General features: G+C 38.5%; 19 protein-coding genes, 1 tRNA gene and 1 riboswitch. Of the genes, 8 read left to right on the top strand and 12 right to left on the bottom strand.

Features of this window, described 5'->3' with window-relative positions:
• Positions 1 to 4 precede the first annotated feature (4 nt).
• The 7 genes from ASF92_RS07055 to ASF92_RS07025 all read right to left on the bottom strand — a co-directional run bounded on the left by ASF92_RS07055 (position 5) and on the right by ASF92_RS07025 (position 9,278).
• A complete protein-coding gene (locus ASF92_RS07055) occupies positions 5 to 595 on the bottom strand; it encodes a hypothetical protein (protein WP_056089999.1) in 591 nt (196 codons plus the stop codon).
• Between the two features lie 543 nt (positions 596 to 1,138).
• Positions 1,139 to 1,396: a Trm112 family protein gene (locus ASF92_RS07050; protein ID WP_056089995.1), complete on the bottom strand. Its 258-nt coding sequence runs from the start codon at positions 1,394 to 1,396 to the stop codon at positions 1,139 to 1,141.
• Positions 1,397 to 1,402: 6 nt separating this feature from the next.
• Entirely contained in the window at positions 1,403 to 2,038 is a 636-nt protein-coding gene (locus ASF92_RS07045; protein WP_056089992.1) for a thiamine phosphate synthase, read from the bottom strand.
• Positions 2,035 to 3,078, bottom strand: a complete 1,044-nt coding sequence (locus ASF92_RS07040; RefSeq protein WP_056089989.1) for an AIR synthase-related protein — start codon at positions 3,076 to 3,078, stop codon at positions 2,035 to 2,037. The genes ASF92_RS07045 and ASF92_RS07040 overlap by 4 nt, the downstream gene beginning before the upstream one ends.
• A 6-nt stretch (positions 3,079 to 3,084) precedes the next feature.
• Positions 3,085 to 3,843, bottom strand: coding sequence for a class I SAM-dependent methyltransferase (locus ASF92_RS07035; protein WP_056089986.1), 759 nt, complete (start codon positions 3,841 to 3,843; stop codon positions 3,085 to 3,087).
• A gap of 63 nt (positions 3,844 to 3,906) precedes the next feature.
• Positions 3,907 to 4,007: riboswitch (TPP riboswitch) on the bottom strand.
• 927 nt (positions 4,008 to 4,934) lie between these two features.
• The gene (locus ASF92_RS07030; RefSeq protein WP_056089983.1) at positions 4,935 to 8,012 is read right to left on the bottom strand and encodes an NACHT domain-containing protein; all 3,078 of its coding nucleotides are present in this window, start codon (positions 8,010 to 8,012) and stop codon (positions 4,935 to 4,937) included.
• Between the two features lie 852 nt (positions 8,013 to 8,864).
• Positions 8,865 to 9,278 (bottom strand): hypothetical protein, encoded by a 414-nt coding sequence (locus tag ASF92_RS07025; RefSeq protein WP_056089981.1) that lies wholly within the window; start codon positions 9,276 to 9,278, stop codon positions 8,865 to 8,867.
• A 301-nt stretch (positions 9,279 to 9,579) separates the two neighbouring features.
• On the opposite strand from ASF92_RS07025, the gene ASF92_RS07020 reads away from it, so the two are divergent.
• From ASF92_RS07020 to ASF92_RS07000, 5 genes are all read left to right on the top strand, one after another.
• Positions 9,580 to 10,131, top strand: coding sequence for a hypothetical protein (locus ASF92_RS07020; protein WP_056089978.1), 552 nt, complete (start codon positions 9,580 to 9,582; stop codon positions 10,129 to 10,131).
• A 621-nt stretch (positions 10,132 to 10,752) separates the two neighbouring features.
• Positions 10,753 to 10,992 (top strand): hypothetical protein, encoded by a 240-nt coding sequence (locus ASF92_RS07015; protein WP_056089974.1) that lies wholly within the window; start codon positions 10,753 to 10,755, stop codon positions 10,990 to 10,992.
• Positions 10,993 to 11,388: 396 nt separating this feature from the next.
• Positions 11,389 to 12,186, top strand: a complete 798-nt coding sequence (locus ASF92_RS07010) for an alpha/beta fold hydrolase (protein ID WP_056089971.1) — start codon at positions 11,389 to 11,391, stop codon at positions 12,184 to 12,186.
• Positions 12,187 to 12,203: 17 nt separating this feature from the next.
• On the top strand, positions 12,204 to 13,661 hold the full coding sequence (locus ASF92_RS07005; protein WP_369817088.1) for an ATP-binding protein: 1,458 nt from the start codon (positions 12,204 to 12,206) through the stop codon (positions 13,659 to 13,661).
• A 367-nt stretch (positions 13,662 to 14,028) separates the two neighbouring features.
• Complete coding sequence (locus ASF92_RS07000; protein WP_056089964.1) at positions 14,029 to 14,583, top strand: transposase; 555 nt, start codon at positions 14,029 to 14,031, stop codon at positions 14,581 to 14,583.
• A 114-nt stretch (positions 14,584 to 14,697) separates the two neighbouring features.
• Here ASF92_RS07000 and ASF92_RS06995 read toward each other — a convergent pair whose 3' ends face one another.
• The 5 genes from ASF92_RS06995 to ASF92_RS06975 all read right to left on the bottom strand — a co-directional run bounded on the left by ASF92_RS06995 (position 14,698) and on the right by ASF92_RS06975 (position 18,443).
• Positions 14,698 to 15,036 carry a hypothetical protein gene (locus ASF92_RS06995; RefSeq protein ID WP_056089961.1) on the bottom strand — a complete coding sequence of 113 codons (339 nt, stop codon included), beginning with the start codon at positions 15,034 to 15,036 and terminating at the stop codon, positions 14,698 to 14,700.
• Positions 15,037 to 15,231: 195 nt separating this feature from the next.
• The gene (locus ASF92_RS21190) at positions 15,232 to 16,101 is read right to left on the bottom strand and encodes an SRPBCC domain-containing protein (RefSeq protein WP_197413244.1); all 870 of its coding nucleotides are present in this window, start codon (positions 16,099 to 16,101) and stop codon (positions 15,232 to 15,234) included.
• A 21-nt stretch (positions 16,102 to 16,122) separates the two neighbouring features.
• Entirely contained in the window at positions 16,123 to 16,428 is a 306-nt protein-coding gene (locus ASF92_RS06985) for a helix-turn-helix transcriptional regulator (RefSeq protein WP_056089959.1), read from the bottom strand.
• 386 nt (positions 16,429 to 16,814) lie between these two features.
• Positions 16,815 to 18,047 carry an ATP-binding protein gene (locus ASF92_RS06980; RefSeq protein ID WP_231729777.1) on the bottom strand — a complete coding sequence of 411 codons (1,233 nt, stop codon included), beginning with the start codon at positions 18,045 to 18,047 and terminating at the stop codon, positions 16,815 to 16,817.
• Between the two features lie 322 nt (positions 18,048 to 18,369).
• A tRNA-Ile gene (locus ASF92_RS06975) sits at positions 18,370 to 18,443 on the bottom strand.
• A 296-nt stretch (positions 18,444 to 18,739) separates the two neighbouring features.
• Between ASF92_RS06975 and ASF92_RS06970 the strand changes: the two genes are divergently transcribed.
• Genes ASF92_RS06970 through ASF92_RS06960 form a run of 3 tightly spaced genes read left to right on the top strand, consistent with a single transcriptional unit; the run spans position 18,740 to position 22,932 of the window.
• The gene (locus tag ASF92_RS06970; RefSeq protein WP_056089954.1) at positions 18,740 to 19,978 is read left to right on the top strand and encodes a Pycsar system effector family protein; all 1,239 of its coding nucleotides are present in this window, start codon (positions 18,740 to 18,742) and stop codon (positions 19,976 to 19,978) included.
• Positions 19,978 to 22,014, top strand: coding sequence for a polyphosphate kinase 1 (ppk1, locus tag ASF92_RS06965; protein ID WP_056089951.1), 2,037 nt, complete (start codon positions 19,978 to 19,980; stop codon positions 22,012 to 22,014). The genes ASF92_RS06970 and ppk1 overlap by 1 nt, the downstream gene beginning before the upstream one ends.
• A gap of 12 nt (positions 22,015 to 22,026) precedes the next feature.
• The gene (locus tag ASF92_RS06960) at positions 22,027 to 22,932 is read left to right on the top strand and encodes an SdiA-regulated domain-containing protein (protein ID WP_231729760.1); all 906 of its coding nucleotides are present in this window, start codon (positions 22,027 to 22,029) and stop codon (positions 22,930 to 22,932) included.
• Positions 22,933 to 23,084 lie beyond the last annotated feature (152 nt).

Here is a 23,084-nt window from a genome sequence, read left to right as displayed (position 1 = left end):
ATTGTTACTGTTTTTTCAATTCCACATGGGTATTATATTCATTAATAATACTTTCCATATTTAGAATACCATAACCTTTTTCTTTGCCGTCTACTTTTTTGGCAAGTTCAGCGTCGTCGTTAATTAATTTTAGGATGCTTTTTCTAAATGATAAAGCAAGAGAAGATGGGTTTACGGGTTCCTCATCACCCTTTGCCCAAAGCATTTGCGCATTGGGGCTATAATAAATATAGGTTGAGATTGCACCTGGTTTGGAGAGATATACAAAATGTTGTTCCGCTTTACCAAATTTCAGCGTGCCGCTATAGCTCATGCTTTTATACTGTTGATTTTCTACAGAAAATCCTTTTAACTCGGTCGGCTTATAGCGTTTGCGCGTCCGTTCATCACGATAGTCCGAATAATAAATGCACTCTTTCTGATTGTCTATGTTATTACCATTCAAAATATAACCGTTGAGCAATTTTCCATCAAGAGTTGTTATGGTTCCGGGATAAATTTTAAAAGATAATTCCGGCCTGGTGTAATCCTGTGCATGCAGAGTAAGGGACAGGCTCACCATCAGCAGGAGCCCTGTAATTATTTTTTTTATCATGTAGCATTAATTTAAATTGTTTAAAAATACGAAAAAAATCATATATATGGAATCTATTGGACTACATAACACGTGACGGAAAGCCATATCCTTTGAAATTCGATGGCTAATAGTTGTCTCTACGATGGTGTTTTCGAGCTGGCTATGTTGACAGAAACAGTGGATTGAAGGGATACAGCAACCATATTCCCATTGAAAGTTATTCATTTATCAGTTTTTGTTTCACCAACCGAAAAACCGGCCTATAATTTAATTTATATGAAGAAATTAAGAAGATGAAATTTAGGCTGGTTGGTGAGCCACCAACAAGGTAATTAAATTTTTATTTAGTTTATGGTGCCTCTGTTCGTGTCCTCACGAAACGAAACTATACTAATGGTTCGTGAGGACACGCACCATGGCGAGGCAGAAGGCTTTCCCAGCCCATCCTTTCTAGCGCAGTCGAGAAAGCTTTTTACGGAGCAATTATGTCAATAACTGGACAAATATAAGATCGTAGCGGGACGCTACGACCAGTATAAGAGTTATTTTCCTTATAATTTATTAAGGCAGCAACTTTACCGGGTCCAGGTTGTATTCCAGTTTCCAGCGATCCACGACCGGCTGTTCCAGAGCGATCTGGCGGTATTCATCCGGGCTCATGATCGGTACGCCGTAGATAATGGGATAATTTCGCTTACAGCTGCCGCAGCTCAGGATACCTTCAATCACATTCTGGTCAATATCCTGTGTGAGTATTTGTAATTGCAGGTCCTGCTTATCGAAGGGGCAGCACAATTTGGCTATGGTATTTAGTTTCATAAATTGTTAACTTAATGCGTTTTGATATAATTTTACTTTGGTGAAAGGATCAGCTGCGCTCATAATACCGGAGATCACGGCCACCCCGTCAAAGGGTGTCAGTTGCCGTAGCGACAGCATATTTTCAGGCGTAATCCCGCCTGAAACGAATAAAGGCATATTGGTCAGCTCAACGGCGGTTTTAACGAGCGATGGCATTACAATCGTGCAGCTTCCCGCGGAGGCGGAGGGGAACATGGCGCAGAACGAGATGTAGTCCAATCCATTTTTATCAGCCCATCGTACCACTTCCAGGTCTCCTGAACAGGTTATCCCAGCAATAAAGGATCTCGCTACTTTTTGTTTTATATCATCGTAATCCGGGGGCAGGGCATCAAAATGTACCCCATCCAGTTCGGGCGTGCTGATCAGCAATTCCCAGTCGTTATCGATGAGCAGTGGTACCCGGTAAAAACGGCATATTTTGGAGACGGCGGCAACGCAGGCCTGCTTATCTGATCCGGGTAACCAGTGGTTCCATAGCTGTACAGCGTTGATGCCCGCTTTTAAAGCAGCTTCCAGTCTGGCAAGCATCAGCGAACTTTCCATAGCCGGATCGATCACCAGGTAAACGCCTCCGGTTATTTTTAGCTTGTCCGTCATTTCCAGCCTTTTTTTAAGGCCCCAAAAAAAGCAGCCCAATAAGGGTCCTTTTCATAATAGGGCATGGGTTCATCCCGGCCTTCCGCAACCAATCGTGCGCCTTTGATACTTTCTGTAAACTCGCCGATTACGGTGGCTTTGATCTGCTTATCGGCAAGCGCCGACAATACCTGTTTTTCGCCTTCGGGCCGCACCGCCATCACCATTGAGCCTGCACCAATACAGTAACGTTCGTCGATACCGAACAGGCCGGTTACCTCTTGTTGAGCCTTACCCGAAGGTAAAGCCTCGTTAACGACTCGTACGCCAAGGTCCGATGCCCTGCTCATTTCATAAACCGCGCCCAGCACACCGCCTTCGGTAACATCGTGCATGGCCCTAACCATGCCTGTTGAGGCTGCTGCCAGGGCGTCTGGTAAGGAGGAGGTTTGGTGAAACATTGCGCAGCACTGGTCGTAAACTTCTTTACCCAATTTGCTTTGTACCGTTTCCGGGAAGCTCATGGCTAAAATGGCTGCCGAAGATAGGGCGCATTCCTTAGTTACGATGATCAGGTCACCGGCTTTAGCATTACTGCTCACAAGGATATCGTTCAGCGGCGCGGTCAGCAGCATGGTGCCGCCTCCGGCAATCGTGGAGTGCTGACCTTCAATGCTGCCGGTATGTCCGCCAGTTATGGCCACACCGATTGCCTTACAATAACGATGAACATACTCCCAGTAAATGGTAAATTCCTCATTGCTTAACCATGGCGGCAGGTTGAGCACCATTTGCGTGTACATCGGGGAATGCCCGGTGGTGGCCATATCGTTGGACATCAGGTGCACCGACAACCAGGCCGACTCCATAAGTCCTAAGGATGGAATAAGGGAAAGCGGATCACTCGTCATCGCCAGGCCGGTACCGTTGCCAATATCAATTACCGATACATCTACGCCGAAGCCTGGTCCGTGCAGGATATTGGAGCGGGCGAAGCCCAGCCGTGGTAAAATCAGTTCATCAAAACCGCCGCCCGATATTTTTCCGGAAAATTGAGACATGCGCTCTTAATCGTTAAATTTTACATACAAACCGAAAAAATCGCCTACCGGCACGCTCCACTGCTGCACGGGGAACCATTCAGGCAATCCGGTACAAGTCCATTCCAGGCTGTAACTGCGGCCCTGCAAGGCTTCATGTATCTTTTCGGTTAATAATTTTGGCGTATAAAAGGTCGCCGTTACATAGAATGGGTTCTTACCAAATAATTGCTGTACCCTGCGGCGCAGTACCTTAGGTGAATTCCGGTTCATCATGCCGAAGGCGATACCATGCCGGCCCACGCGGGCGGCTTCCCGTATCACTTTAACCGGATCACGGTAATATTCGAAGGTGGTGATAAAAGCCAAGGCATCAAAGGTATGGTCCTTAAAGGGCATGTAATGCGAATCGGCATTTACCAGGTCGCCTTTAAATAAATGCACCGCCTGCCCCAGCATAAAAGGGGAGAGGTCGCCACCTGTCGCTTCGATGCCAATCTCCTGCCACCAGCGGGTAAAACGCGTAGTGCCACAGCCAAATTCCAGTAACTCCTTCACCCGTGGGTCTTTACCCAGCAGCTGTGCCATTACCTTCTTCTGCCATACTTCCGCACGCTTATAGCGCCCTTCGTACCATTGTTCGTAAGTGTCGGTGTGTTCGCGGTTAAAAAACCACTCTTTTCGTCCCTGCCAGTTAGTGAGCTTTTTGGTCATCAAACCAAAATCGCCCTGTTGCTTCAATTCCATTTTCAAAAGGTATTTAAATGTAAAAAGCCTTGCTTCCATTTGCTACGGGGAACGTAGCAGAAACAAGGCTTTCTTATTGAACGGCAACAATGCTGCTGATAAACAATCCTGGCCATGCATCCCTACGCCGGTATTATCCGTATCAGGTTTATCGGGTATCATCTCAGCCTCGCTTTTCAGCAAAAGCACCCCGTGCAAGTAGGCGCAAGGTAAGTGATATTTAAAACATTTGCAAATCAACAAGATGGTTGCATGACCTCAAAAATGCCCTCCATATTCCTTCCTGGTTAAAGCGAAACGGTTTTACGAGAAACAAAAAAAAAGTTTCTGTAGAAAATGTTTCTCCTGGAATAATTTGAATAAAAATTTAACGCATGAAAGATTGAGGGAGAAGCAGGATTGAGATTTGCAGGCCCCGCCATCTAGCGCAAGCGTCCCGCTTGTGCTTAAGTTTTATTATTTTTTTTAGGTTTATATTTTTACTTGCATAAGCTTTGCAATTTCTATATACATTACAAGCTTGTTTAGCATAGAATTTCATGATCCATGTTTATTTCATTGAAAATTTGAATATATTAGTCACAAGCGGGACGCTTGCGCCAGACTGGGGAGGTGTTGATAATGAAATGATTAATATTATTATTAATTGAAATAAGCTCTTCACTAGCGCAAATCATTAGTGGGCATGGGAATGTGAACTGGCTGACTTGTGCCTTCATAATACTTAGCTGGCAAATCTTATTAAGATATACTTAGCATTTTTACCATAATTCGGTTGAAGCAGGACTATTAGCAATCCATCAGATTAATGTATAGTATCGCTATAGATTATGAAGAAGGTAAAGGATTGATAGATATTGATCTGTTAATTTAACGAAAGCACAAGTCGGTTGTTTGCTTAGGCCGAGACTCTAGACTTGCGCTAGATGGGATTACAGATTTAACTTAAGTTAAAGGATATTTACTTAGAAATAAGAAAGGCGAAATACAAAGAGTAATAAGATTCAAATTATGATAAGACATATGCTTCCCTCTAGTATCAATTAATATGCTTTTTTTATTAAGCAATGGTTCTCACCTTTTTAATTTATGATATACCCCCTAAAGGTAAAAATGCAAATTGTTAAACTTTAGAATGGAGATTCAATTTCTGAGTCTTCAATTTTAATCTTAAACTTTCTAATAAATCCTAAGATTGGATCATCTTTATCAATTGAATCAATATCGCCACCAACTTCCTTTGTAAAAAACTCAGATAAATCATTCTCATTAATTTTTTCCCCAAGTAATAATCCAAGAGTAAATGATAATTTAATGTCAAATTCATTTCTAGGACTGGTTCTTGCTGCTCCAATTCTTGCTTCCAGCTCAATAATATTTTGTGAAGAAGAAATTTTTGAATTTTCATTAAGTAATTCACATAACGCCCAACATTCGTTTCTATATAAATGGTATTCTTTTTCAATAGACCATTTGAATAAAATTGCATCAACAAATGCTTGAGTTAGATTTTTAGGCAAAATTTTTGATTTAGCCGACCAGATAATTGCCCAACACAATGAGAAAGACAAATGTCGATTTGTTGAGAATTTTAAAAGGTCAAGTACCAGCTCAAACAGCTCTTTAGGGGGAGAAAGATCTTTAGATCTTTGGTTAGACGGAAGTGATATTTCAAATGCATAAACCATCAATGCGAGAGAACCGCAACATTGTTGATCATATTGCTCATTTTTAAGTAATGATAAAATTTGCGGATAAATTCTTGTGTTTTCCCCTGCAAATAAGTCAAACAAGTAAATACCCCCAAGAGTAGAGCCTAATTCAGAAATATACCTTTCATCAGTTTCAGAGAAAAAACACTCAAAAATTTTTCTTCTAAAAGCTGGTCCAAATTTGTTCTTAAGTAAGATCTCATTTACTCCGTTATCTAATATATTATATGTATTCTTAGAAAACCATTCTAAGCCTTTGTTAAGTAGATCAGGGGTTATTTGAACTTCATTAGCTAAACATAATGACAGTAGGGTTGGTGCCAACTTTTCTGTCTTTCTTTCGTGTAGTTCTGCATTCTCAGCAATATCTTTTGATTCATCAATAAGGAAATTTATTAATTCTTTAGCATTTCTCTCAAGTAATACAGCAGCCAGAGGTATAACCTCTTTCCAATTTTCATTGTTTACATGAGCTTTTAAAATATCAACGACTTCTAGATTGATTTCTTCCATAGGAAGATATTTTTTTACAACTGCTTTAGCTGTTAAATATTCTTGAAAGCTCAAATGTAAAAACTCGTAAACTGCAATTAATCCCGTACCTACCTTTTTATGCCCAGAAAGAATTAGTAAGCTACTTCTTGATTCTACTCTTTTGATAAATTCTGCAGGACTAATATTTGTGTATCCTAAAATTTCTGGTAGTTGTTTTCTTGCATCAATTAAACACTTGCTAAGTTCGTCGCCTGTTATCGTTTGCTTTCCATTTTTTGTCATCCAATAAGCTACAAAACAAAGTTGGGGTTCAGCTTCCTCTATATCTAAAATTTCATGCCCCTCTACATTCCATGTAACAAGAAGCAATTTTATCATTTCTTGATATAAGATACTTCTCTTGGTTGGTAAATATCCAGCCCATCTTTTAACAAACATTAGAGTGGTTAGCAATAACGGATTTTCAGCTAAAGCTTTGATACGATTATCTTTCAAAATAAGTTCACTTAATTTATTTGCCTCAATTTTTGTGTTCTCAGAATCATCTAAAATCGCTGTATGCCATTTTAGACATAATTCTTGAATCTCAAAACTATTAAGGTTTGATACAGCATACTTTTGACAATAAGAAGCTAAAGAACCAGCCACTACCCTGAAACCTGCTTCCCTTGACGTTACTATAATATTTATATTGGGATATGTGGCAATAAAAGTTCTAAGTTGGTTTATAAAAATAATTCTATTTTGATCCTCGGCTATCTCATCCAAGCCATCAATCAGTAGTAGTGCAGTACCATTTTGCAATGAGTTGGACACTAAGCGCTTAAATCCTTCAGTGCATGATTGAATTTCAGCTCTGGCCGGAATAGCATGAATTATATCTGTTATACTCCAACTGACCTTTTCTCCTAATTCCCTACATCTTAAAAAAATAGGAAACCAATTTATTTCTGGTAACCCATCATTAATTTTTTGTCTTCTTTCAGGAAATGCATATGAAATTGCTATCCTCTTAATAAGAGTTGACTTGCCGCCGCCTGGTTTCGCCAACAAAGCAAGACGGGTGTTCTTTGACAACAATGTACCTATACTCTCACGTATATTTCTACGTCTTTTCAAACCTTCTTTTTCGCCTTCCATTTGAGAAGACGTAAAGTGTAATGGGATAAAGATATTTTCAAGCTTTACTCTAACAGAACCAGCTTCTTTATCCGTAGGGAGCCCCTCAAAATGTATATCTCCCAATTCATGATCGAGATATTTGAAGTATTTTTCAGAAGTTTCCCTAAGATTATCAGTTACATGGTTTTCAGCATTTATTAGCTCCAAATCTGAAAAAAGTTTATTTGATTCTAGATCTTTTAAAATAATCTCTTCCGCTAATTCTTTCAATAAGGGCTTTCCTTCTGCATGAACAAATGCAACATGAGTAATATTCTGTGAGGTATAAGAAGAAAAGTATATTGCCCAAATCCATCCTTTATCATATGCTAATAAGTCCATTTGGTCAAAAAGCACCAAATTTTTAACATACTTAGATACAGCTAAAATTGCTTTTTCATAGGTAACAAGAACTTTTCCTTTTATCAATTCATCAACAAGTTTTTCTGGCTTTATTAAAATTACTCTAGAATTATTGAACTCGGTTTCCTGCTCAATAGCGGTCTCCTTAAAACCAGAAACTGATATAAAATAACCAACAAGACCTGCATCAGGATTGGCTGACTTCCCAAGTTTTCTTTTTTCTGCATCAATAACCCCTACAAATTTATTAATATCAGCTCCTCCAATGGTCGCGGCATGGGCTTTACATTCAGCAATTGCGACCTTATTTTCAGTACGATGCCAAGAATTTAGATCTATTTCTCTACCAGATTTATGAATATTTATTCTTGGCTCATCGTACCCAAGGGTGTGGAAAAGATCTTTCATTAATCTTCCAAACAGATCACCCTTCTTATTGGAATCATTTTCTAGTATTTCTACATTTCTTAATCTCATGAATAGCGTTATTTAAATTACAATGATAATTATTAAAATTGTAAACATGTAACACCATTTTATGCTTAATTTTTTAATTCATATTATATTTCTAAAAACCTCTTCAAAATTATCTAAATCTAATTGAAGGTAACTACATAAAAATCGTAGTTTCAGAATTCTATGACTAGACAGAAACTCATAATTCTTTTGACCTTAACTTATTTGAAGATAATAGGTTAGTTTGGAATGAGGCATTGCAAATGCTATAATATTTAGAATATCGATAGCCTCACTGGCGCAAGTCTTAGTGGGCGGGGAGTGTGGGCTGGCTGACTTGTGCCTTCATAATACTAAGATAGCAAAACTCTTATTAAGATGTACTTAGCATTTTTACCATAACCCGGTTGAAACAGGATTGGTAGCATTGCGTCAGATTATTTGTACAGTAGCGCTATAGCTTGTGAAGGAGGTAAAGGATGGATAGATATTGATCTGTTGATTTAACGAAAGCACAAGTCGGTCTTTTGCTTAGGCCGGGGCTCTAAGACTTGCGCTAGATGGTATTTTAAATAACTAATGAGAAACTTATAACTTGAGGGTATGAAGCCCCTCACTGGCGCAAGTCTTAGTGTGCGGGGAATGTGGGCTGGCTGACTTGTGCCTTCATAATACTTAGGCGGCTAAAATCTTAATAAGCTGTACTTAGCCGCGTTAAGCTATTTTATAAATTGATGATCTGCTATAATTCTTTTATGATTATGAAGTGGTGGGATTGATAGATATTGATCTGTTGATTTAACGAAAGCACAAGTCAGTCGTTTGCTTAGGACGGAGCTCTAAGACTTGCACTAGATGGGCTAGATGGGGTTTTTAAACTGCGCTGGTAGAACTATCAACTGCAAGTATAAACCTATCAACTGCAAGTATAATGTTGTTAACTGCGCTGATAGAACTATCAACTGCAAGCATAAACCTACCAACTGCAAGTATAATGTTGTGAACTGCAAGCATAGAACTATCAACTGCAAGTATAAAACTACCAACTGCAAATATAATGTTGTTAACTGCGCTGATAGAACTATCAACTGCAAGTATAATGTTGTGAACTGCAAGCATAGAACTATGAACTGAAAGTATAGAACTATCAACTGCGAGCATAATGTTGTTAACTGCGTTGATAGAACTATCAACTGCAAGCATAAACCTACCAACTGCAAGTATAATGTCGCGAACTGAAAGTATAGAACTATGAACTGAAAGTATAGAACTATCAACTGCGAGCATAATGTTGTTAACTGCGTTGATAGAACTATTAACTGCAAGTACAAAACTATCAACGGCAAGTATAGAACTGCCTTCATTTGTGCACCATTCTTCAAAAAAATTTCGTTAATTATTTTATTGTTTTTATCTTAGTTGTGCAGAACAGTAATTAACAATATCTTTTAACTTAATCGGAGAAACATAAATAAATTAAAAATTTCGCAATATTCCTGAGTGAGCGGCTTAGACCCGCATCTTTCAATATCTCTGAAAAGAGTTAATTGTTGTTCTGCAGCACTCAGGAACTTTTTTATCAAATGTTATGCAGAACAACAATTGTAAAAACCCAAACACACAGTTCCCAAATCAGGTAGCAGCTGTAACAGAATTCCGGAAACTGATTGAAGCCTATTTCGATATGGTTAGTTTATCGGAAGTGAATCAATTCCTTACTGAAATGCTTAGCGCAGCTATCGGGCCCGATCCGCGCTCTGGCAAACGCAAACCCATTACCATTGCCAACGCCCTTTATGATGTAAATAATATCATCAGCCTGCTTACCAAAACAAAACTTTTGGCCAATGAAGAAACCTTTCAGCGTTATGCCATAAATCCGGCTTATCACCTACAAGCTGTTGGCCAATTTGATGTGGCGCATCTTTCTGAATTATTATATGTTGGATTAAATGCCTACATCTTTCAGGATGAGGATTTTGAAGGCGCAACCTTAAAATTTTCTGCCGAAATTACTGCCGCATATAAAATGATTTATGATTGGCTGTCAGACTGCGATGCCTGGTGTAATGCTGTTGAGTGTTATGAATATAATGAAACTGCCGGTTTAGCAGCTACCCCGCACTGGCGCAAGTCTTAGTGGGCAGGGGAATGTGGGTTGGCTGACTTGTGCCTTCATAATACTTCGCTGGCAAAATCTTATTAAGATGTACTTAGTATTTTCACCATAACCGGTTGAAGCAACGGGAAATTACTTTTAAAACATTTGTAAAAATTAATTAGACACGGAAGCACAGAAATCACGAGGAGATTAAAGTTTTTCCGTGTTTCCGTGGCAAACACAATGCTTAGGCATGCGCAGAAAGAGGAAGAATTATCAGAGAATAGTTAAAGCGATTTCCCTGGGTTGAAGCAGGATTGGTGGCATTCCGTCAGCTTATTTGTATAGTAGCGCTATAGATTATGAGGAAGGTAAAGGATTGACAGATATTGATCTGTTAATTTAACGAAAGCACAAGTCAGTCCTTTGCTTAGGCCGGGGCGCTAAGACTTGCGCTAGATGCGGAACGCTTGCGCCAGACTGGGGTCTTCAAAATTTGGCTGTTATACGGTAGTTACAATTTACCAAGCCATATAATGTCTTGACAATACTTCACTTCTACTTTTCCTAATCTCCCCAATCAAATTTAAAGGTTATGGATTTTATTGTTATTTTTGTGTAGAGCAGTTTTCTGTTAACATGCTTGTTAAACTAAGAGTAATGACAGTTGCGACGAAAAATATTATAGACACATATTCTTCCTTATTTGAGGGTTTGGATTCATTTACCAAACTGGAACTAATAGAACGTCTGTCAAGATCACTAAAGAAAGAAAAGGACACCAAGGAAAAAGCATTTTTTAAATCATTTGGTGCTTTCCCTGAAGGCAAATCGGCTGAAGTTATTAATGAAGAGATCAAAGCATCCAGAACTTTCAGGGATAAAGACCTTAAATTCTAATGCAATATCTTTTAGAAAAAGTACCTGCGTATTCTATTTAAGAGGTAAACTTGATCTTGCTTCTATCATACCCCTCACTGGCGCAAGTCTTAGTGGGCAGGGTGAATGTAGGCTGGCTGACTTGTATCTTCATAATACTTAGCTGGCCAAAATCTTATTAAGATGTACTTAACCGTTTTTTTTATAAATTGATGATCTGCTATAATTCTTTTATGATTATGAAGTGGGGGGATTTATAGATATTGATCTGTTAATTTAACGAAAGCACAAGTCAGTCCTTTGCTTAGGCCGGGGCGCTAAGACTTGCGCTAGATGGGGAATAAATATCGATGATGGAAGGGCTTTATCGACTGTGTATTTTTTCTATCTTTAGCTAATTTTTAAGTTAAATTACGCATGCAACAGTCTGTATTAATTCGCAACAACGTAAATATTACAGGAGATGGAAAAGAAGTGATACTTTTCGCTCATGGCTTCGGATGTGACCAGAATGCGTGGCAGTTTGTTGTAGATGCCTTCATAGATGACTATAAGGTTATCTTATTTGACTATACTGGTTCTGGTCAGTCAGATATTAATCAATACATTTCAGCCAAATACAGCACTTTAGATGGATATGTTCAGGATGTGCTTGAAATATGTGAGGCATTGGATTTAAGAGATGTAATTTTTATTGGTCACTCTGTAAGCAGCATGATCGGCGTTTTGGCAGCAAATTTAAAGCCGGAATACTTCTCCAAGCTCGTTCTCGTAGGCCCTTCCGCGAGGTACCTGAACGACGGCGATTACATAGGTGGATTTGAGAAAGATGATTTGGAAAATCTATTTGAATTTATGGATAGTAATTATCTTGGCTGGTCAAGTACGATGGCGCCTGCGATTATGGGCAATGCAGACAGACCTGCCTTGGGGGGATTTTTGACGGAGAGCTTTTGTTCAACAGACCCCAAAGTAGCCAGGGACTTTGCAAGGGTCACTTTTTTTTCTGACAACAGGGCCGATCTATCAAAACTTAAAATACCAAGTCTGACTCTACAATGTGCTGAAGATATTATCGCACCAAACAGCGTCGGGAAATATGTTCATCAACATGCTCCCGGTAATGAGATTGTTATGTTAAATGCTACAGGACACTGCCCGCACATAAGTGAGCCCGAGGAAACAATTCGTGCCATAAAAGCGTTCATCAACTAATACAATTCCATTAACAAATCGATGAACGGCAAAAACAGGTACTGGAAACCCTCATTGATACAGATGAGTTATATCATAGCGCTCCATGTGGCTACTTTTCCCTATCACCAAGAGGAGAAATTCTTAAGATAAACAAGACCTTGCTGAATTGGTTAGGGTATACCGAATTAAACTTACTTGATTCCCGTTTTTCAACGCTCCTACCAAAAGGAGGACAGATGCATTTTGAGATGTTCTTTTTTCCTATGCTGAAAGTTGATGGCATTGTAAAGGAACTCAGCTATGATATTCTAAGAAAGGACAAAACTCCACTATCTGTGCTTCTGAACGCAAACACTATCCTTGATCAGAACGGTAACATCCGGGCGATTAATGTCGTGGTTACCGATGTTACCGAGCGCCGAAACTATGAAAAAGAGCTCTTAAAGGCAAAAAACCTGGCAGAAAACGAACAGAAAAGACTCGAGTTCATGGCAGACCTTGCTCCGGAGATGATTTGGACGGCGTCATCCACAGGGCGAATCAGTTATGTCAATGCCCGTTTTTGTCGATACTTCGATTGTGAAGAAAAGGAAACAAGAACTTTATTTGTCCTTTCCAAGGTTCATAAAGAAGATTTGAAACACCTGCTTCGCAGCTGGTATAAGAGTCAGTCTACAGGCATGGAGCTAAATGAAACCATCAGACTCATTAACCGAGATGGGAATTATGAATGGCACCGGGTGAAGGCAGCCTTGTTCGTCGAAAAAAACGGAGATCAGACCAACTGGTTTGGGTCTTGTACAAATGTTGAGGAACATGTCAGGCAACTTAAGAAAAAAGATGACTTCATTAATATTGCAAGCCATGAACTCAAGACACCGATTACGAGTTTAAAAGCTGTTCTTCAGCTTATGCAGCGTATGAAGGCCGAAACCAGTGAGCGAATGTCGGGCCTGATCGATAAAGCCAACCATAGTGTTTCAAGAGTCACCGAAATGGTTGATGACCTGCTCAATGCCAGCCAGATGAACGAAGGTCAGCTGAAATTAAACAAAAAAATATTTAATGTCTTCGATATGATTGGTGCATGTGTGCATCACCTCCGTTTAGAGAATAATTATCAGATTAGTACTATTGGCGACGAAAACATATGTGTCACAGCTGATGAGGGCCGCATTGAGCAAGTAGTAAATAACTTTATCACTAATGCAATTAAATATGCCCCACAAAGTCAGCTTATCACTATAAATGTGGTGGCTATTCCAGGATTTGTTCGTGTGGAGGTTATCGATAAAGGGGATGGTATACAGCCAGATAAGATTCCATATCTGTTTGATCGCTATTATCAGGTCAATTCAGCTGGCAGCAAATATTCGGGGCTTGGCTTGGGCCTATTCATCTGTGCAGAGATTATCAGACAACATGGCGGGCAAATAGGAGCAGAAAGCAAAATCAACGAGGGTAGCTTATTCTGGTTTACCCTGCCATTATAGTTATATCTTTCATCTTTGAACTATATTTTATCCGCAACATATTCCCTGCTAGTCCAGGCATAAGGTGATTGGATAAGTTATGCTGGTACGCGTTTTTAACTCGTACCAAAATAAAAGCCATTTAGAAAATTTAGAATTGCAATCTCAAATTTCATAATTTTTGAGACATAATAACTTTTCGAAAACTTAATTCGTTTTGAAGATATGCGTCAGAAATCCCCACACTGGCGCAAGTCTTAGTGGGTAGGAGAATTTGAGCTGGCTGACTTGTGCCTTCATAATACTTAACTGGCCAAAATCTTATTAAGATGTACTTAGCCGTTTTTTTATGAATTGATGATCTGCTATAATCCTTTTATATTTAAGCATGAGTACAAAATATAAGTTTCATGAACCAACAGGAATATATTTTGTTTCTTTTGCTGTGGTAGGCTGGATTGATGTTTTTACCCGATCAATTTACAGAGATCTTTTACTGGAAAGTTTATCTTATTGTAGAAAGGAAAAGGGTCTTAACCTGCATGCCTGGGTAATTATGAGCAACCATGTTCATTTAATTATAAGCAGTAGGGAAGATTATCTATTGCCTGATATTATGCGTGATTTAAAGAAATATTCATCATTCAGGATATTGAAAGAAATAAAAGAAAACACGATGGAAAGCAGGCGTGAATGGATGCTTTATCTGTTTTCAAAGGCCGGGCAACAAAACAGGAATAATAAAAACTTTCAATTTTGGCGACAGGATAACCATCCTATCCAACTGGATCCGCATCTCAATATGTTTGAAGAACGGATTAACTATCTTCACGATAATCCGGTTGAAGCAGGATTGGTGACAAGCCCGTCAGATTATTTGTATAGTAGCGCTATAGATTATGAAGGAGGTAAAGGATTGATAGATATTGATCTGTTGATTTAACGAAAGCACAAGTCGGTCCTTCGCTTAAGCCGGGGCTCTAAGACTTGCGCTAGATGGGAAATTTTTTAGCGTATCAGAAAATTGAAGGAGGACCAGGATTTTTTATAAGCTAGGCTATACTTCCTGGCCATACACTATTCTTACAAAGGAATAGCAAATACCTAATAACAGTAAGAAATAAACAGTCTTTTTTCTCTTAAAGACCAAATAAATGGCACATGAAGTTAACGCTAGCATCACTATTCCTTCAATTAACATTACTTTTGAATAAAGCCGCCCGCTTTCATAATACCAGGGATTACCGTTAAATATATAATTATTCGCTTTCTTTTCTATAACAACCGACCACCATTCGGACATCCCAACAAAACACCAAAAGGCAAATAAACAGATTGTAGATAAACCTGCTGCAAGTAAAACGCCTGCTTGAAACTTTGGTGCTAAAATATCCATTTTATTTTTTAGGTTAGGTTAGTTTTATATTTCCCATCTAGCGCAAGCGTCCCGCTTGTGCTTAACTTTTATTAGCTTTTTTAGTTTTATATTTTAATTGTATAAGCATTTGCACGTTGTGACAACACATTAGGTCACTGTTGAAACTTCTTATTGGCTAGGCAAGTTGAATAATTTGCTTGTTTAAACAATGGCCTAACTGCCAACGAAAGGCGTTCCGGTGCCAGTTTCGAGGTAGGCTTTTAAGCTGGTTACAAAGGAATGCCACCCATCTGAACAAATCTTATAACATCCAACATCGGGTGTAAGTCCTATATGTTTCAGCAATAAATTTGTTTTGCCCGCTTGTTCTGATATATGCCATTCTATCGTTGTATGCAGCCATTCTTTTTTATTTTCAAGTTCTGGTAAATCGATTAAAGTGTCGATAACCTCCCAGACAATAATTTTATCAGAAATTATTTCTTTAACAAGCATGGTTTTGAAAACGGCGTGTCCAAAACGTACGGTAAAGACATTTCTAATATTGTTAGACTCACCTTCGAACATGGAGGTCCACCATGAAGGAATCTCTTCTGTGATGCCTTTAAATACCTGATGAACCGGCGCTTCAATAATCGTGTTTAGTTCATAATTATTTTGTTCGGGATGGCTTTTTGATAATTTGTTTATAAGTTGATTCCATCCATCTTTGAAATTAAGCAGCGAAAAATGGGGATTGTCTTTAGGAAAGGTATCTATCCCGGTATGCTTAAGGATCAGCAAGGTTTTGCCGGATTCTTCTGTAAGTTCGAACTTTACGATTGAAATCCCGGGATAGCCTTCGTACCTCCAGCTGTAGCTGAGCATGGTTCCAGGAATTACTTCAGTTACCTCACACAAATGCAAATAATGAACATCATCTTTATGACCTCCGGAAAATTGAAATTTAAATCCAACTTCAGCTTTAAAGTCTCCAAAGTCATAAAACCAATCTTTGATTTCATCGGGATCGGTCAAGGCCTTCCAGACTTTATCTTTACTTGAGTTAAATAGTCGTTCGATTACGATTGTATGATTATCCATCTGCTTTTTATTTAATTAATTTCATTTTTTATCCAGATGCGCTTGAAGTGCGTCTAATTTATCCGTCCAGAACCTTTTGTATTGGCTAATCCAATCCGAAACCTCGACTAAATTTTCGAGTTTTGCCTCGCAGAAACGTTCTCTCCCAACCGAATTAACTTTAATCAATCCGCACTCCACCAGGATTTTTATGTGTTTAGAAATTGCTGGTCTGCTGATATCAAATTTCTCAGCAACAGCATTTAGATTCATTGTCTTTGTATTGAGTAAATTGATAATTTCCCTTCTGGTGGGATCAGAAATTGCCTGAAATACATCTCGTCTCATTTTATGATATTTAAAAATCGTGTAATCGTTCGGTTACAAATATATATATTACCAAATGGTTACGCAAATTTATTTGTCAATGCGCTTTCTTAGCACACAGAAGTTTGTTTTGTCGTTTGCGAGGCAAATTTATAAATGATAGGAATACGCCTGCTAGTGCGAGCAGATTGTAATTAGATAAGTTGTGCTGGTGCGTGTTTTTGACTTGTGCCAATAAAATCTATTGTAAATTTGAATTGCGGTCTTAAATTGTGTAAGCTCAATTATTTTCTAAGAAAATACTAAGAACCGCTTTAAAACCTATTTTTTCCAAATGTTTTAAATCCAACTCCGAAAGTTAGGAGTGGAAAGAACAAGAAAAATTTGGTCGGGAAAGACAGCAAAATTTAAAGTTCCTGCCGAACAAACCACTCCACATACTGTGGCAGGACGGTACCAGCATAATAAGGCAAATTCATAAGTAAATATGGTTTTCGACCCGGTGTAATTGCTTTCTCGATATTGAAATTGCCTGCATACATTCGTATAGCATAAGGATGATCAGCAGCATCTATGAACTGGTGAAGTGATTTCAGACTCCCCGTACTTCCCGATTTTACTTCTATAGGAATAACCAAATCCTTCCATGTAAAAAGTAAATCAACTTCTGCATTTGACTGCGTTTTTTCCCTAACCCAGAAATTTGGCTTATGTGCTGATATACTTTGAAGAGATATAAGTTCCTGTGTTATTAAATGAGGTATAACGGCGCCTTTGTAAGCACTATTCAAATCGTTCATAGCTAACATTTCTAGTTGTATTCCAAGAGAATAATTAACCAAACCAGTATCCAGAAACTGCAAGCGCGGCGATTTCTTCAAGTCTGTTTTTAAAGGTGGACGTAAATCTGTTGTGGGATAAATCAATCGGATTATTTTAGCATCATCAAGTGTTCTGAACGCTTCTCCTACCTCCCTTGATCGGTAATTGGAATTTCCAAACGACTGAAATTTGACACGTTCATCAAGATAAAGTGGAGCAGTGTCCATCAGATGTTTAATAATCTTTCTTTCAGTATCATTAGAGGTGTACTTCTCAACATCATTTTTATATGTCCCCCAAATGCTTTCATACGTCCTTGGCAAGTCTGAAAGGTTCTGTTGCTCTATATCTATCTTGATTACTTCCGGCATTCCACCAATAATTGCGTAACGATGAAAAGCATCCATTGACAATTTATGAGCAACGGGCTTTACCGGAACAGACAGTAAGTATTTTAACAGATTTTCTTTGTCTATAGCCTTTAGGTATTCTTGAAAAGGATGAAGGTATAAGAATTCCACTCTACCCACTGGGAAACTTTGTACCTTTTGCATTGCAAACTCCAAAAGAGAACCAGCGCTAATCACGTGAAGTTCTGACAATTCTTCATAGAAGTAGCGCAATAACTGGATTGTTTTAGGACTTTCCTGAATTTCATCAATAAAAATAAGCGTATCAGAGATAGCAGACGACGGGATAGCATGTGCTAAAAACAACGCTTCTAAAATCGTTTGAACATCATCAAAATAATGCCTATCATCAAGCTTTTCCAGATTGAGTATAATTTTATACTGATAAGTTCTGGCAAAATTTCGAATCAGTGTCGTTTTCCCAACCTGTCGTGCACCTCTTATGATGAGCGGCTTACGATATCACTTAATTTCCAACTATTAAGATAACTTTCAATGTTTCTTTTAAATGACATAGATGGATTAATTTTTGCGTTTGTAACAAAACAAACCCATATTGACTTACATTTTGTAACAAAACAAACCAATAACAGGCGAGTTTTGCAATAAAACAAGGCCAATTACAATGGGGTTTTGGTATTTTAAAGAATTAAATACGAAAATTATGGCCTGGAAATAGAATCAGACAAAAAAAGCCGATTTTCTTATCGAAAAACGGCTTTTTAAGCAGTGGGCCCACCTGGGCTCGAACCAGGGACCAAAAGATTATGAGTCTTCTACTCTAACCAGCTGAGCTATAGGCCCCGAAAAAAACATCGTTTTTTGCGATTGCAATGTTACAAATTTGCTTTCGATTTTGGAAAAATTTTTAACTAAATTTCAAAAAATATTATTTTAACTTCATTCTCAGGTATTTACCAATTTCTAAAACAAAAACATGAATAAAATAGTATAGTTGTCGTTATTGTAAATTATTTATTCCTTTGCTTTGATGCCGCTGTAAATCTTAATTTATGAAATTTAACGTAATTTTATAGCAAATACGGAGTTTGGCACTGTCAGGAATAATTTCCATCAAACAATTAATTAGAAACACCCACATGGATTATAACCAGCTACAAATAGATGTAGAAAAACACGTTATCAATTATTTTAATACCCACCAGGATTCACGACTGGTTTACCATAACCTTCAGCATACCAAAGATGTTGTAAAAGCATCCCATCAGATTGCAAATCATTATCAGTTAAGCGATGAAGATTTTTTTATCATTACGGCTGCGGCCTGGTTTCATGACACCGGCTATTTTGAAGACGCTTTAAATCATGAAGTTAAGGGGGCCGGACTTGCCAACAAGTATTTAGAATCCATTGGTGTAAAAGAGGAGATAAGGGCTAAGGTTTCAAATGCCATATTGAGCACTAAAATCCCTCAAAAACCGACGAACCAGTTGGAAAACATTTTGTGCGATGCGGACCTGTTTCATTTGGGTAACGAAGATTTCAGGAAAAAAGGCAAACTGATGCATAAGGAAGCTGAATTAATTTACGGTAAAGACATCAGTAAAAATGAGTGGCGCATAAAAGACATTCAGTTTCTCGAATCGCAGCATTACCATACAGATTATGTCAGGTTGTTGCTCGACGATCAGAAACAAAAGAACATCGATAAAATAAAGAATAAGCTTTCCGAACAGAAAGAACAGGTGGATTTCAATGAAGCACCAACGGCACTGACAACGCCCGCAGTTATCGTTCAGGAAAAAAATAAAAAGGACAAAAAGGAAAAGAAAGATAAGGATGAACGGCCTGATAAAGGCATTGAAACCATGTTCCGAATCACCTCAGCGAACAACCAGCGCTTAAGCGACATGGCCGATAATAAAGCACACATTTTAATTACCGTGAACTCCATTATGCTTTCTTTAATAGTGAGTTTACTCTTAAGAAGGTTGGAAGATCACGGGAACTTGATTATTCCTACCTTTATTTTGCTAATTGTGAGCTTAACCTGTGTTGTCGTCTCCATTTTATCGACCAGACCAGCCATCCCACCGGGCGTTTTTACACCGGAGGATATGGATAACAAAAAAGTTAACCTGCTTTTCTTCGGCAATTTTTATAAGATGTCGCTCCCTTCCTATACCGATGGCATGCTTAAAGTAATGAACGATAAAGATTTTTTATACGGCACTTTAATTACAGATGTTTATTCGCAAGGCGTTGTTTTGGGTAGAAAGTATAAATTAATCAGGCTGGCCTATAATATTTTTATGTTTGGTTTAATTGCCGCAGTTTTAGCATTTGTTGTGGCTTATGCAGCTTACGGTAAACTTTAATGGGACAAAAAACAGAAACAGCTTTGTTTAACAGGGATTTAAGCTGGCTCAAATTTAACGAGCGCATTTTAATGGAAGCGGAGCGGGAGACGGTTCCGCTGTTGGAAAGAATAAAATTCCTGTCTATCTTTTCCTCCAATTTAGATGAATTTTACCGCGTTAGGATGCCGGTTTTGCTGGCCCTCGAAAAATTAAGTAACCGGGAGGATAACGATATTAAAATCGAAGCCGATTTACTGAATACGGCAAACGCACTCATAACCGATCAGCAGCAGCGTTATGGAAAAACGTTAAAGGAAAACATTATTCCACAATTAAAGGCCAATCACATTAACCTGGTTTACGGAAAACCTTTTCCTGCTGGCATAAAAAAACAGGTTACCCGGTATTTTTTAAGTCAGGTTCTGGCGTTTATGCAACCCGTGTCCCTTACTTCGGAAACGAATTTTTTCCCTTCAAATAATGCACTATACTTTTTGGTCACCTTGAATAAAGAAGGCAATGAGCAGTCTGTTATTTTAAATATACCCTCAAATGAATTAGCCAGGTTTTATAAAGTTGAACTGGAAGACGAAACTTACGTGGTTTTCCTGGACGATATTGTTCGGTTTCACCTGGATTTAATTTTTAAGGATGCCGAGATAACCGGTTGTTTTAGTTTTAAAGTTACCCGCGATGCGGAAATCGACTTAAAAGATGAATATTCAGGAAGCCTGTCAGAACAATTAGAAGCCCAGCTTTTAAAAAGAGATTCGGGCCTTGCTACCCGCTTTCTTCACCAGCCGGGCATTCCTAAAAATGTATTGGTTTTACTCAAGAAGATTTTTAACCTTAAAAAAGCCAATATGGTGGAAGGCGGCCAGTACCATAATCTTAAAGATTTTATGGGATTTCCGGTCAGCAATTCTAAACTTTCTAATGCATCCTGGCCGAAATTATGCAATACGGATGTTGTAAATGGCAGTTTAACTGATGAGATTGTAAAAAATGACATCATCATCCATACGCCTTATCAAAGCTACGACAGCGTTTTACGTTTTTTTAATGAAGCAGCCATCGATCCGGATGTTCAGGAAATTTACCTGACGATTTACCGCGTGGCAAGCGATTCGAAAATCATCAATGCACTGATAAGTGCGGCAAAAAATGGCAAGAAGGTTTTCGTATTGGTGGAGCTCAAAGCCCGTTTCGATGAAGCAAACAACATTAAATGGGCAAAGAAGATGAAGGCTCAGGGCGTTGAAATTGTGTACAGCGTAACCGCCTTGAAAGTTCATGCAAAAGTTGCACTGGTTAAGCGTAAAACCGGGAATAGAATGCTGTATACGGGTTTACTGGCGACCGGAAATTTCAATGAGAGCACGGCTGCATTTTACACTGATCATATTCTGATGACGGCGAATAAAGCCATTTTAAGGGAAATTGAGCTCCTGTTTATTTTTCTGGCAAAAAGGGTTAAGCCTTCCTCAGCAGATTTGATAAAATTCGAACATATTTTAGTGGCGCAATTTAACCTCCAGCAAAAATTTATCGAATGGATTGACCGGGAAATTGCCCATGCAAAGTCTGGCCATGAGGCATCAATTACGATTAAATTAAATAACTTGGAGGAGAAAGTTTTAATCAATAAACTTTATGAAGCCTCGCAGGCTGGCGTAGAGATTACGATGCTGGTTCGTAGCATTTGCAGGTTAATTCCCGGCGTAAAAGGCCTTAGTGAAAACATTAAAGTTATCCGCATTGTCGATCGTTACCTGGAGCATGGCCGTGTGTTTATCTTCAATAATTTAGGTAAGCAGGAAGTGTATCTCGGCTCTGCCGATTGGATGAACCGTAATATTTATCGGAGGATCGAGGTTTGTTTTCCGGTTTACGATGAGAAAATTAAGACCGAAATTTTGAATTTGGTCGACATCCAGAAACAAGACAATGTACAAGCCGTTGTTATTGATGCGCAAATGAATAACATCCCAGTTAAAAAGGATGGAACGCTTATTGCATCACAACACGATATTTACGAATTTTTAAAAAATTAGCTTAAACATCCGATGAAAAATTTTAAATTGTATACCAGCTCTGTGCTTTCCGCCTTACTACTGGCTTTCTTTTGTATTTCATGTGCGAACGGGGAAAAAAAGGATAAAAACAGTAAAAAGGAAGTTAAGGAAGAAACAGCGCAATCTGCTTTGCCTTACGACCTTGAAAATCCTGTTAAATACAATATGCCTCAAAACCTGTTCGAAATTTCGGGCATTACATTTCACAATGGCGATCCCAAACAGGTTTTTGCCATTCAGGATGAAGATGGGGATTTGTTTTATCTAGGTTTGAACGACAAAGCATCTAAGTTTACAAAATTTGCTGGCACAGGCGATTATGAAGATTTAGCCATCCTGAAAAACCAGGTTATTGTACTTAAAAGTAACGGCGAGCTTCATATTTTTCCACTTTCAGGGATTGACAAGCCAGAGGTTGATAATGTGGTTAAAGTCAAAGATTTGGTTCCAAAGGCGGAGTACGAAGGTTTAGCTGCCGATGAGAAAGCGGGTAAAGTATACATTCTGACTAAAGCCAGCAAGGCTGACGATAAAAATAAAGCTACCAGTATTTATGCTTTCGATTTTGGTGCGGATAATTCTTTAAAGCCTGCAGGCGAATTCAGCTTGTCATTTGATGACTTAGAAAAGCTTTCCGGAGAGAAAAAAGTTAAATTTAAGCCTTCCGCCTTAGCGAAAAATCCGGCTACAGGGGAGTGGTATATTTTATCTTCAGTAAACAAGATGCTGGTTATAACCGATGCCGATTTTAAAATTAAAGCAACTTATTCATTAAAAGGCGGTAACTTTAATCAACCTGAAGGTATTGCTTTTGATAAGGATAGCAACCTGTACATATCCAATGAGGGTGGTACATTAGCTTCAGGTGATATTTTACAGTTTAAGCTTAAGAAGTAATTGATTTGAGGCTGTGTTATGAATATAGAATTATCAGCCTGAGCTTGTCGAAGGAATGTTTAAATGCCTAACAAAGCGTTTCAACAAGCTCAACTTGATAATGCTCGGGTAAATCACCATTAATGATACAGCCTCATATACAACCATATACC

Origin of the sequence: Pedobacter sp. Leaf176 (assembly GCF_001424305.1) — a bacterium.
Classification (GTDB): Bacteria; Bacteroidota; Bacteroidia; order Sphingobacteriales; family Sphingobacteriaceae; genus Pedobacter.
This window is presented reverse-complemented; position numbering and strand designations above follow the sequence as displayed.